General features: G+C 43.5%; 12 protein-coding genes. 4 read left to right on the top strand and 8 right to left on the bottom strand.

Going from position 1 to position 12,748, the window contains the following annotated elements:
- The first annotated feature begins 2 nt into the window (after positions 1–2).
- The gene (locus BACHE_RS14950) at positions 3–605 is read left to right on the top strand and encodes an OmpH/Skp family outer membrane protein (RefSeq protein ID WP_013548551.1); all 603 of its coding nucleotides are present in this window, start codon (positions 3–5) and stop codon (positions 603–605) included.
- Positions 606–662: 57 nt separating this feature from the next.
- Here the strand turns inward: BACHE_RS14950 and BACHE_RS14945 are convergent, their stop codons facing one another.
- The gene (locus tag BACHE_RS14945) at positions 663–1,145 is read right to left on the bottom strand and encodes a copper resistance protein NlpE N-terminal domain-containing protein (RefSeq protein ID WP_013548550.1); all 483 of its coding nucleotides are present in this window, start codon (positions 1,143–1,145) and stop codon (positions 663–665) included.
- A gap of 46 nt (positions 1,146–1,191) precedes the next feature.
- Complete coding sequence (locus BACHE_RS14940; RefSeq protein ID WP_013548549.1) at positions 1,192–2,487, bottom strand: hemolysin family protein; 1,296 nt, start codon at positions 2,485–2,487, stop codon at positions 1,192–1,194.
- A gap of 97 nt (positions 2,488–2,584) precedes the next feature.
- Between BACHE_RS14940 and BACHE_RS14935 the strand changes: the two genes are divergently transcribed.
- Positions 2,585–3,397, top strand: coding sequence for an alpha/beta hydrolase (locus BACHE_RS14935; RefSeq protein WP_041579475.1), 813 nt, complete (start codon positions 2,585–2,587; stop codon positions 3,395–3,397).
- Positions 3,398–3,409: 12 nt separating this feature from the next.
- Here the strand turns inward: BACHE_RS14935 and BACHE_RS14930 are convergent, their stop codons facing one another.
- Positions 3,410–4,276, bottom strand: a complete 867-nt coding sequence (locus tag BACHE_RS14930) for a DUF4595 domain-containing protein (protein ID WP_013548547.1) — start codon at positions 4,274–4,276, stop codon at positions 3,410–3,412.
- On the bottom strand, positions 4,273–5,649 hold the full coding sequence (locus tag BACHE_RS14925; RefSeq protein ID WP_013548546.1) for a S41 family peptidase: 1,377 nt from the start codon (positions 5,647–5,649) through the stop codon (positions 4,273–4,275). The genes BACHE_RS14930 and BACHE_RS14925 overlap by 4 nt, the downstream gene beginning before the upstream one ends.
- A gap of 146 nt (positions 5,650–5,795) precedes the next feature.
- On the opposite strand from BACHE_RS14925, the gene BACHE_RS14915 reads away from it, so the two are divergent.
- Both BACHE_RS14915 and mnmA read left to right on the top strand, forming a co-directional pair.
- Positions 5,796–7,085: an O-acetylhomoserine aminocarboxypropyltransferase/cysteine synthase family protein gene (locus BACHE_RS14915; protein ID WP_013548545.1), complete on the top strand. Its 1,290-nt coding sequence runs from the start codon at positions 5,796–5,798 to the stop codon at positions 7,083–7,085.
- A 10-nt stretch (positions 7,086–7,095) separates the two neighbouring features.
- A complete protein-coding gene (gene mnmA / locus BACHE_RS14910; RefSeq protein ID WP_013548544.1) occupies positions 7,096–8,160 on the top strand; it encodes a tRNA 2-thiouridine(34) synthase MnmA in 1,065 nt (354 codons plus the stop codon).
- A gap of 20 nt (positions 8,161–8,180) precedes the next feature.
- On the opposite strand, the gene BACHE_RS14905 is transcribed toward mnmA, so the two are convergent.
- The 4 genes from BACHE_RS14905 to BACHE_RS14890 form a co-directional block, all read right to left on the bottom strand.
- Positions 8,181–8,843 carry a response regulator transcription factor gene (locus BACHE_RS14905; protein ID WP_013548543.1) on the bottom strand — a complete coding sequence of 221 codons (663 nt, stop codon included), beginning with the start codon at positions 8,841–8,843 and terminating at the stop codon, positions 8,181–8,183.
- A gap of 320 nt (positions 8,844–9,163) precedes the next feature.
- Complete coding sequence (locus tag BACHE_RS14900) at positions 9,164–9,775, bottom strand: CotH kinase family protein (RefSeq protein WP_187289276.1); 612 nt, start codon at positions 9,773–9,775, stop codon at positions 9,164–9,166.
- 45 nt (positions 9,776–9,820) lie between these two features.
- Entirely contained in the window at positions 9,821–11,704 is a 1,884-nt protein-coding gene (locus BACHE_RS14895) for a TonB-dependent receptor (RefSeq protein ID WP_013548542.1), read from the bottom strand.
- A 61-nt stretch (positions 11,705–11,765) separates the two neighbouring features.
- Entirely contained in the window at positions 11,766–12,743 is a 978-nt protein-coding gene (locus tag BACHE_RS14890) for a DUF362 domain-containing protein (protein ID WP_013548541.1), read from the bottom strand.
- Positions 12,744–12,748: the final 5 nt, after the last annotated feature.

Here is a 12,748-nt window from a genome sequence, read left to right as displayed (position 1 = left end):
TTATGAAGAGATTAAACTACCTCATGAACGGTTTGGCAGTTCTTGCTATTATCGTTTTATTTTCTCAATGTGCCGGTAATGCAGATAAACAGGCAACGAATGCTCCCGTACAGGCTGGCGGATTATCTGAGATGAAGATTGCTTATGTTGAGATAGATACACTTTTGGCAAAATACAATTTCTGTGTTGATTTGAATGAAGCTATGGTGAAAAAAAGCGAAAATGTTCGTTTGACATTGAACCAGAAAGCTCAAGAATTAGATAAGCAGAAACAGGAATTCCAGACGAAGTATCAGAACAATGCTTATCTTTCTCCGGAAAGGGCACAACAAGAGTATAACCGCATTGCAAAGTTGGAACAAGACCTGCAAACCTTGAGCAATAAGTTGCAGTCCGAATTGATGAGCGAGAATGAAAAAAACAGTTTGCAACTGCGCGACTCCATTAACGCTTTTCTTAAAGAATATAATAAAACGAAAGGTTATAGTATGATCATCAGTAATACCGGTTTTGATAATCTGTTGTATGCCGATAGTATTTATAACATTACCCGTGAAATTCTGTCGGGGCTGAATGCCAGATATTCTTCTCCGACAAAGAAATAAAGTGAAACAAAAAACTCTCCGGATATCCGGAGAGTTTTTTGTTTCACACGGAGATTCTTATTTTACTTGAATAATATCATAATTCAGGTCGCTTTCTGCTTCCTGCAAGCTGTCATTTACTAATCTTAAAGTCGTATCGTTGACCATAACAAAGTAAACAGGTTCTTCGCCATTATCCGGAATCAGTTTGATAGCTGTCTTTTTCTTACTGTTGGCATCTTTGCTGATAACTTGTTTCTTTCCTTTGGTGGTAAAAGTCTTATTCTTTCCTTTACCTTCTGCATCCAAGTAAGTAGTTACTAATGTATAACTGCTTTCTCCATCAGGATTTTCATTCTCCATACTTAACACATACCTGATACCTGGACCATCGGCAGCAGGAAGGATTCCTTCATATACAGTTACGGTAGAAGAATCATTGCCTGCAACAGTCATTACCCCTTTATCCATAGCGGTGCTGGTGCTGTTGTTTTGATTTCCTTTTGAATGGCATGACACCAATGCGGCAGCGATAGCCACAATCATCATTACTTTTTTCATTTCTTTAATTGTTTAAGTTTATTAAAAAGACACCGATAACGGTGCGTCAGTAATCTTCATGTTCTCTTTTGATCACAAGTAGTTTGTCCACTCTGCCACGGTCCATGTCCATTATCTCAAAATTCAGATTTTTATAAGTGAATAAATCACCGGCTTTGGGTATCCTCCCTATAAGAAACATGGCAAGACCGCTGAGGGTAGTGAAGTCTCCTTCTTTCAGGTCATCGTAATTCAGAATACCCATCGCATCCATAAAGTCATCTAAATTCATGGAGGCTTCTACTAACATGGAACCATCCTGCCTTATGATGATTTCTTCTTCTTCCGTTTCGTTCTCTTCGAGGATGTCCCCGAATATGCTTTCTGTCAAATCATGCAGAGTGATGATACCTTTCGTATTTCCATACTCATCTACAACAATTCCGAACTTATTTTTGTTCTTCTTGAATAGCTCTAAAACTTTTTTTGCGTATAGATTTTCTGGTATAAAGAGTGCTGGACATGCTATTTTGCGTAAATTAAAAGGCTGTTCGTTTCCCATCATGAGTATAATGTCCTTTACGGAAACCACTCCGATAATTTCATCATTACCTTTTTCTGTCAGCAGATATTTGCTGAAATGCTGTTCGCGGATGATGCGCAATACTTCTTCAAAAGTGTCGGTTGGGTGTAGCATGACGATATCGCGCCGATAGGTCATCAAGTCATTGGCTCTTTTACCGGAAAAACGGAATACATCGCGCAACATTTCCGTTTCATCTTTGTCGATGATACCTTGTGCAGAACTTTGACGTAGGATCATTTTTAGTTCCTCCTGTGTCATTTGCCGTTCTTTGTCTTTGTTCAATCCGATAATCTTATTCATTAACTTTGTGGATGCGCTGAGAAGCCATACGAAAGGATAAGAAATTCTGGTCAGCACAATCATGAAAGGACTGAGCATGATTGCCCATTTTTCCGGGTTGGCCAATGCAATGGATTTAGGTACTAACTCTCCGATTATAAGTGACAGATAAGTGATGACAGCTACTACGGTAATTATAGAAAGAGTGTCGGCGTATGCGGTTGTTTCCGGAATTATAAGAAATAAAGGTCGTATATCATCGGCAATGGTAGCACCTCCGTAGGCGCCGGATATGATGCCGATCAACGTAATGCCTATCTGGATGGTAGAAAGGAATTTTTCTGGTTCTTCCAGTTGTTTTAATACTCCTTTGGCCCTTTTGTTCCCTTTGCCAACAAAGGTTTCAAGGCGCGCTTTGCCAGATGACACTAATGCAATTTCATACATGGCAAAGATGCCGTTTAAAATAAGTAAAGACAGGATGATAATAAATTCCATAATAGGATTTCGGATAGTTAATGGAGCAAAGATAATGTTTTTTGAGTATTTATTATTAATATTGCCTCCTGTTAGAATAATAAAAACAATGTAGAGCATGGAAAGAAAGGTTATATTTTGTATGTTGCTATGTCTGTATATGGTCACAATACAGGCTGCACGTGTGGATACGGTAATGGTGAAAAGTCCTTCGATGAATAAGGAAGTGAAAGTAGTGTATATATTGCCGGATAAGGCAGTTGATAAAGAAGCATGTCCGGTAGTTTATTTATTGCATGGTTATGGTGGAAATGCACGTAGTTGGATTTTGCTTAAACCTGAGCTGTCGCAGATTGCTGATGAAAAAGGTATCATTTTTGTCTGTCCCGACGGGAAGAACAGTTGGTATTGGGACAGTCCTAAAAATCATTCATATCGGTATGAGACTTTTATTTCTTCAGAACTTGTGAAATATACGGATAGTCATTATTCTACTATTTCGGACAGGCAAGCACGTGCCATCAGTGGTTTGAGTATGGGGGGGCATGGAGCTTTGTGGAATGCCATCCGTCATAAAGAAGTATTTGGTGCGGTTGGAAGCATGAGTGGCGGTGTAGATATCCGTCCATTTCCAAAGAATTGGGAAATGAGCAAACAATTAGGTGAATATGACACCGAAAGATCTGTTTGGAACGCACACACGGTAGTCAATCAGTTGGACAAGATTGAGAACGGGGATTTGGCGATTATCGTGGATTGTGGTGAAGTTGATTTTTTTCTTGAAGTGAACAGGGATTTGCACAAGCGCTTACTTGAAAGGAAGATAGATCATGACTTTATTACTCGTCCCGGTGGACATACGGGAGAGTATTGGAACAATTCAATAGATTATCATATCCTCTTTTTTGATAAGTTTTTCGATAAAAAGTAGGTTTCGTGAGTCTTATTCTATTGTATAATTTATAGTACGGACATAGTTTTTACCGTAGCTGTTTGTAACTTCTTTGCATGAAGTCACAATACCACGTTCATCGGTGGTATATGAATAACTGACGATTTCTTTGCTCTCAGCATTCCCGTCTGGAATGATTTGGGCAGTTAATGCCGGAAGCGGTTCTCCCAATATTTTGCCGTATAGGGCTGCCGGGTGCAATGATAGAGGATAAAGCTCAGACAAGAACAGGATGGGAATTTCAGATAAATTTGCAGTTTCATTGCCTGATGAAATTGTAGTTGCCGTGTAAGCCTGTTCGTAAGAGGCATCCACTTTCCAAGTGATGCGCAGGGAGTGAAGATCATTACAGTCTATGTCAATGGAAGCATAGGTTGTTCCATCTTCTTGTATTTCGGTAATATTTGTCAGGTAAGATTTATTGTTTTTGGTGTCTGTAAGATAAGAGAAGGTATATGTGCGAGTTCTTCCACCGGCTTCCTGTCTTGTACAGACTGTGGCATACCCTTTATCATTCAGAATATAGGTAGATATGTTGCCGAAATCATCGGTTATCGTTGCTCGATGGTCAGTATAGACGATGTCGGTGATATTTTCCTGCTTTATATCTTCTTCAATTGCCATATAGCTTTGTATGGTGCTGTGGCTTTGCAGCCAGCCTGAGGGAAAGAAAACGTAGGATTGTGTAATGGTGACGGCTTGGGCGTCATCGTGTCTGGTTTCAGACAATTGTATTTTGGACAGTGAGGTCTTTGCAATGCCTTCTATGCCTGTTGTCCGCATTGTGTCTTCTTTGTCATTGCAGGCTGCTATAAGGAGACAGAATATAATGCCTGTCAGATAGTGTTTTATTCTCATTTTTTCTTGTTTAATTTCACGGAATGGTTGGCACGGCGCTCAATGGAGTTGTTGATGACAGCCGTTTTCGGAGAAGTATTAGTTGTGGATTTTGTGACAGTACCTTTGGAAATCAGTTCCAGTGCAGTAGCTAACATTATCTCATTGGTATTTCCGAAAGGCAGAAAACGGGCCATGTCATTGTTCTCGCTGACTGAATACTGCGGAGTGAATCCTGACTCATAATCAGACTTTCCTTCAGAATTATAAATTTTGCAGACAATCGGACTCATGGTTATTTTAAGGTCCGGATTGGAGAAGGTGAGAGAACCCACATTCTTTCCCACCGTAGTGGAGCCTATAATAATTACGTTATTCATCAAAGGTTTGAGACAATTGATTACCATTTCCGAAGCAGAGGCTGTCTGGTTACTGGTGAGTACATATAAGGTACTCAGGTTGAGGTTTGCACCATTTTGTATCAGTTCTTTATTCAAAGTGAAAGGTACGTTGCGCGGATTGGTGCGGTTATTGAATTCTAAATATCCGAGTTCTTGTCCAAATGCCGATGCAGGGGCAAGCATGGCACACAGCAGTTCGGCACAGCTCAGCAGGCCTCCGTTGTTGTAACGTAAGTCCAGGATGAATTCGCTGACTCCATGAGATGAAAATTCACGGAATGCTTTGCGCAAGTTGTTGTTGTATTCCTGGCTGCTTTCCGTGACGCCCGAACTGAAATGATTGTAAACCAGATAGCCGATTTTCTTGCTGCCACTGGTATATACATTTGTATAATGCACGGGATTATCATTGATGCTGCGTGCTGATACAATCTGCCTCGGTTCGTTATAGGCCACAATCGTGTCATTGTCTGCGTCGTAATAACCCACTGTAAGTTGCATGGCAGCGCTGCCATAGAGTTTGGCATAATTCTTTGAGGTGATGGGTTCACCGTTCATGTCCATAATCCAATCACCGCGTTTCAGATTGATGGCAGATGCGGGACTTTCATCGGCAACATAGAGCACATGGGCATATAGGGCGGTGTCATTGCCTTCCACCCGGTTTGTTGTGAACTGAAATCCGTAGCTGTAGTCTGTATAGGGGATGCTGCGGGTGGAAACAGCACTTGTCAAGCTATCTATGCTGGAGAACTTGTCGCTTGAAGACAACAGCGAAGTGAAAAAAGTAGATGGGGCGGAGAAATAGTTCAGATACTTGCTGGCAGGCATATTTTCATTCCAATAGTACCACACCCGCATTGTGTCGTCAATCCATAGGTCTGTTTTGGTTTGTTCGGCATAGGCTGCCCATCGGTCTTCTCCGCAGGAAGCCAGATAAGCGGGAAAAATCAAGGCTCCCAATATGAATATCAGTATATTTCTTGCTTTCATAGCCGCAAAATTAGAAAATAGTTTGTTTATCTACCACAAATATGGTATAAAATTCCCTATCATGTGCCATAGGTTGCATCAATACTTCCCATTATCTTTGCAACATCAGAATGGAAAGAAATTATTCACCTATAATACAAAAGACAATGGAAGCAAAGAAATTGCACTTTGAGACTTTACAAATTCATGTAGGACAAGAGCAGCCAGATCCGGCAACAGATGCTCGTGCCGTACCCATTTATCAGACTACCTCGTATGTGTTCCGTAATTCGCAACACGCCGCTGACCGTTTCGGACTTCGTGATGCAGGAAATATCTACGGGCGTCTGACAAACTCCACACAAGAAGTTTTCGAACAGCGCGTGGCCATTCTTGAAGGTGGAGTGGCCGGACTTGCTGTGGCTTCGGGAGCAGCGGCTGTGGCATACGCTTTACAGAATATTCTTGGTGTAGGTGACCATATTGTGGCTGCCGACAACCTGTATGGCGGTTCTTTCAATTTGATCACACATACATTGGTTTCGCAAGGTATTGAAAATAGCATAGTCAATGTCAACGACCTTCAGGCGCTCGAAACTGCCATCCGCCCCAATACAAAAGTGGTTTATGTGGAGACTTTTGGAAATCCCAACTCTGATGTAACCAACCTTGATGCAGTGGCTGCTGTAGCTCATCGTCACAATATACCTTTGATTGTGGATAATACTTTCGGTACTCCTTATTTGATCCGTCCCATTGAGCATGGCGCGGATATTGTAATCCACTCGGCTACGAAATTCATCGGCGGACACGGAACCAGCTTGGGGGGTGTCATTGTGGATGGGGGAACGTTTGACTGGAAGGCAAATGCAGACAAGTTTCCTACGCTTGCCAAGCCCGATCCCAGTTATCATGGCGCTGTTTTTGCCGATGTTGCAGGAGTTGCTGCGTTCGTCACCCGCATACGTGCTGTCGTGCTACGTGATACCGGCGCCACTATTTCGCCTTTCAATGCTTTCATTTTATTGCAAGGTTTGGAAACATTGTCATTGAGGGTGGAACGTCATGTGGCGAATGCGTTGAAGGTGGTAGATTTCCTGAGAAAGCATCCGAAGGTGGCAAAGGTGAATCATCCTTCATTGCCCGACCATCCTGATCATGTACTCTACCAAAAATACTTTCCAAATGGAGCCGGCAGTATCTTTACCTTTGAGATAAGAGGAGGAGAGCAGGAGGCATGGAAATTCATAGACTCTCTGCAAATCTTTTCGTTACTGGCCAATGTGGCAGATGTGAAGAGCCTTGTAATTCATCCCTACACCACTACTCATTCACAAATGACACCGGAAGAATTGGCGCAGCAGCACATTACACCTTCCACCGTGCGCTTGTCGGTAGGAACTGAGCACATTGATGATATTTTGGAGGATCTGTCCCAGGCATTTGATAGAATTTAGAGATTATAGAATGAATATTGCAGTATTATTATCAGGAGGTGTCGATAGTTCAGTGGTCGTGCATCTTCTTTGTGAACAAGGTTACCGTCCTTCCCTATTTTATATAAAAATAGGGAAGGACGATGCTGATTATATGGATTGCGCTGCGGAGGAAGATTTGGAAATAGCTTCTGCAATCGCCCGTCGTTACGGATTGCCATTGGAAGTGGTAGATTTGCATCGGGAGTATTGGGATAATGTGGCTGCTTATGCTATTGATAAAATCAGCCGGGGGCTGACTCCGAATCCGGATGTAATGTGCAATAAACTCATAAAGTTCGGTTGTTTTGAACGTCGGGCGGGGAAAGATTTTGATTTTACCGCTACCGGCCATTATGCCACTACGGTTCTTCAGACCGGCAAGATATGGCTGGGAACTGCTGTGGATCCGGTAAAGGATCAGACCGATTTTCTTGCGCAGATAGATTATCTGCAAGTTTCCAAACTGATGTTTCCTTTGGGTGGACTGATGAAACATGAGGTTCGTGACATAGCACTGCGTGCCAAGCTGCCCAGTGCCAGACGCCGTGACAGCCAAGGAATCTGTTTCTTGGGAAAGATTAATTATAATGACTTCGTACGCCGTTTTCTCGGAGAGCGTGAAGGTGATATTGTGGAACTGGAGACAGGCAAAAAAATAGGCAAACACCGTGGATATTGGTTTCATACCATTGGCCAGCGAAAAGGATTGGGATTGAGTGGTGGTCCTTGGTTTGTCGTTCGCAAAGATGTGGACGGTAATGTGGTTTACGTCTCTCGTGGATACAATACGGAGCAGCAATTTGGTAATGAATTCTGCATACGCGATTTTCATTTTATCACGGATAATCCGTGGGGGGATGTGGAAAATGACATAAAGGTCACTTTCAAAATACGTCATACTCCGGAATTCATAAAAGGACGGTTGTTGCGGGAGGAAGGAGGCTATCACATTGTTTCGGATGAAAAATTGCAGGGTATTGCTCCCGGACAGTTTGGAGTGGTCTATGATGTTGCTTCACGGCTCTGTATCGGTAGCGGTGAAATTTGTTTGTGAGAATATCCGTAGGGATAGTGCTATATGTAATATTCTACCAGATCCACTATGCCTGCTTTCATCGCATATTTGGTGGCTTCATGTGCGTTGTTGACGCTCAGCTTCCGGAAAATGTTTTTCCTGTGACTGTTTACTGTATGGAAGCTCAAATTCTTTTCGGCTGCTATTTCTTTGGTAGTTTTTCCTAAGGCAATTTCTTTCAATATACTTCGTTCGGCGGCTGTCAGCAAGTCATTCTTAACGGGTGGATGGATAGGGGAGGAATTGCCGTTGCCCGAAAGCAGCAAGTTACTGACATGATTGCAGATGAAGCGTTCTTTTCTTGACGCGCATTGCAGTGCCGTCAGGATTTCCTCTTTGGAGCTGTCTTTCAATACAATTCCGAATGCCATACTGCTGAATAATATTTGTCGCAGGAAAGATATGCTCAATTCATCGGAAAACAGCAGCCAATCCGATTCTTTGAAGCGTTCATGCAAAACTATCAACTCCTCTGCTCCGGAAAAATCAAACAAAGTATAATCCAAAACAACGACTGCGGCAGGATGTATACGCAATTGTTGTATTAACTCCGCCTTGTTGTCTGCTTCCAGCAACAGAGATGTGTCTTTCTGATTGCCCAGCAGAAACAGCATACCTGCTTTGGTGATATCTTGATTGTCTGCTATTATGAATTCTCTCATGAAAGTTGGTGCTTAATAAAAAAACGTTGCAAATGTACACTTTTTAAGCGATTTGCAACGGAATGAGGCTATATAATTTGTAAGGGACCTACCAGAAACGTCCTTTGAATATGTTGGATCGGCCTAACGGAATCAGTCTGCCGCTTAATGTCATGTTATTGTGCTTATGCATCTATGCGAAGCGTAGATCATCCCCTGAAATGGCGCACATTTGCGTCATTTATTCTCTTATCATTCGCCCCCGATTCTCACGTGCTTCAAATTGGCGGTTTTCAGATTGAGAGAATAAGAGCTAAAAGTTCAATTGGGGATTCTACTTATTAATTCTTCTCCAAACATTGCTTCTGGTGCAATAACTTGTTCAAACTCTCTATCCTATATAAATAGACTTGTTTCAAATTGGATACAGATGAATGAAAGGAGGTGAAAGTATCAAAGCGTGCAGGGTCTTGTCCTTTCCATAGTTGTTCATCGGCAATGGCTGACTTTTCAATCAGTGCCTGCCAACGGTCTATGTCGTTTGTCAAGGCTCTGAATCGAGGCTCCAATTTGTGCCATCTTTCCTTTACCCGTGTCAAGAACTGTTTGTCTTGCAGAAGACAGTCATACCAGAGGGCACGACGGTTATAAATGCTGTCACCCGTCAGCAGTACAACATCTGTTCTATTCAATCGTGAGGGACGAATGTCTCCGCCTTTATCCAAGCCAACAGAGATGAAAGCCAAGTCGAAGTCCCATACCGGACCGGCTTTCAGTAATCCCTCCTTATCCTTGTACATATAGCAACTTCTCGGTCCATTAGGTTCTGCATTCTGTGCCAGTTCGTGCACCAGCCACCAATCGGCAAAAGTATCCATGTCAATGTAATCTCTGTAAAGCAATGTCAAGTCTGAAGTAGTGTCACTATATAGTATATGCTCAATTTCATTCATATACTTCTCTATAGATGCCATTTGCCTTTAATAATCTCATATTCCTTAAAAATCAATTTTCAAACCCGCCATTACGGTTGCACGTGGCATCGGGTATCCTGCATTAATTTCATATCGCTGTGCAAGCAGGTTCTCTCCACGTAACCATAAGGCAACTCCTTTGGCTGCCTGATAGGAGCCTCTGACATTCCACAATGTAAAGTCTTCTTTTGTTTCGGGTGAGGTGGATGTATAAAGCCCTGCCACATATTGTACCCCGGAAGAGACAGACCAACGCCCTTGTGTATAGTTTGCTCCTGCATATAATTTATGCTCGGGTGCAGCCACTACCGGATTTTCCATGTGCAGGAAACTGTAATTGGCATCTACCGACCAGGCCTTGCTGATGCGATAGCCCGTCTGCAACTCAAATCCCGAATGATAAATCTTGCCTGAGTTCTGATTCAATCGTCCGCTACCATTGGGATTGGGCAATGTCAGAATCAGATTCTCGCCATCTATATAGAAGATATTGACACCATAGGAAAGTCTTCCGTCGAGCAATCGCTGAGAGAAAGCCAACTCGTAGTTCCACATACGTTCGGGCTGCAAGTCCGGGTTCTGTGGCGGGAACATATACATCTCACGGATAGTGGGATAGCGGAATCCCTTGCTTGCAGAAACCTTTACCTCAATGGAACTTGGCAGGTGGAATGAAACACCTGCTTGCGGAATCCACTCTGTGCCGATGCGTGAATGGTGGTCGATACGCACTCCGGCATCCAGTGTCAGCCAAGTCTTTATGTCCTGACGGAAATCCAGATACCCCGCGACTTCATTTTCGGCTTTATCCACAATATTCGTGCGCTTTCCATCCAGAAATTTGTTCCACGCTTCACCTCCGAAACGGAAGTAATCTGCACCTGCTGTCACCCGATTGCCTTTAAAGAAAGCGGCACTTTGATAAAGAGATACACCCATCATGTTGTCAAGTGAGTTGAAACGGTAGTCCAACGGTTCTTCTCCCTTGTCGGAATTGTAACCGTCGTTTATCCAATGTTTGCCCCAGTTATAGAAGAAGCTCAACGCACCCGATGTGCGGTCTGACTTGTTCTCAAGTGCAAAAGAAGTCATGCCACGTGTCACACGCTGGTCGGCATCAGTCAATGGAGCAGTAGTTGCACCCGGCTGCGAAGCGTTGAAATGAGTAATGTTCACATCGGCGCGCATATTCCAGACATTTGAAAGTTCATAGCCCAATTTGGCATAGCCACCAACTTGTTCAAAGTTCATGTCGGTACGGTGTCCGTCAGTACGGTTGTATGAACCGCTGACCACACTCGAAAAGCGTCCCTTGCGAATACGGTTTGTTACCTCTGTCTCCAACGTATTGTAAGAGCCATAGCCGATATTGACACCCGTCTTGATGCCGTCTTCCAGCATCCGGCGTGTAACAATATTGATAACGCCACCCATGGCATTTGAACCATAGAGCATGGAAGCAGGGCCACGCAGCACCTCCACCCGTTCAGCCATAAGCGACTGATAAGCATCCGAGATAGGATGCCCGAACATTCCCATATATTGCGGATGTCCGTCAATGAGAGCCATGAGCCGTCCTTGTCCACCACCAAGACCACGAAGTGAGATTCCTCCTGCCGCACCTCCTGAGACTCCGTACCCCAATACACCACGTGCAGTGGTAAAAAGGCCGGGTATCTGTTCGGTAAGGATAGGCAACAGGGCAGATTGGTGCGCCTGTTCAATACTTTTCCTATTTATGACCGAAACGGTTTGCGAGAGGTGACGCACATCCGTTTCAGTGCGTGTGCCCGTCACTACCACCTCGTCCAATGAATAACTCTTCTGTGACAGAAGCGCATCTTGTGCTTGGGTTATTGTCGGGATAAGAATAGCCGCTATTGCCGTAGTAATAATTTGCTTTTTCATCCTTATTTTATTTGTTTATTCTATTCTTCATTATCGATATATCTGATTACTCGTCTGATTTCTATTTTACATGAATCAGTTCATAGTCTCGTGAACCCACATTGAGTTTCTGTGCCCAATAAAGGATACGTGTGCCATGTCGAGATACAATGCGTTCCACCAAGTCACGATTTCCTTCATCGTTGCTGTTGAACACCATATCCACACATGCTTGGTCGATGGCAACAGGGTCGAGACTTGCAACAATACCCACGTTTTTCATCTTTGGTTCGGCAGGATGAGAATCGCAATCGCAATCCACACTCAGGTTGTTGATGATATTGATGTACAAAATCTTATCACCGAAATGATTGATAATGGCACCTGCCGATTCAGCCATGGCGTCTTTGAACTCATCCACCCCACAAAGGTTTTTGCTCCAAGTGGCACTGTTCAGCACTTCATCTTTGCCACCGGTATGGATGTAAGCCTTGCCGTTGGTGCTGGCACAACCGATAGAAATATTTTTCAATGCACCGCCAAAACCGCCCATGGCATGACCTTTGAAATGGGACAGCACCACCATGAAATCATAATTCAGCATTCCCTTGCCCACGATGTCTTTTTTCAACAGATGAGAACCTGCCGGCACGTCAATGACCACTTCGCCAAACTCGTCCATAATATCCACTTTGGCAATCTTGTCAAAACCATGATTGGCGATGGTCTGTCGATGCTTGGCAGTCTCTTGACGTGACCCCCCATAGGCCGTGTTGCACTCCACAATCGTACCGTTCATTTTCTTCACCAGGTCTTTGATGAGTTCGGGCTTCAGATAGTTGTTGCCCCCTTGCTCGCCGGTGGAAATCTTCACCGCCACACGTCCGTTTGCCTCTCGCCCCAAGGCTTCGTACACTTTGATAAGGCTTTCGGGCGTGATGTCTTCTACAAAATAAACCTTGCTTTTATCCACACGCTTGGCGGTGGCATTTTGTGCCATGCAATCAACCATTGAAAGTTGAAGGATGACGATACTCACAAAAAATAAAATTCTTCTCATTGTCG

Source organism: Bacteroides helcogenes P 36-108 (assembly GCF_000186225.1).
In the GTDB taxonomy this organism is placed as follows: Bacteria; Bacteroidota; Bacteroidia; order Bacteroidales; family Bacteroidaceae; genus Bacteroides; species Bacteroides helcogenes.
This window is presented reverse-complemented; position numbering and strand designations above follow the sequence as displayed.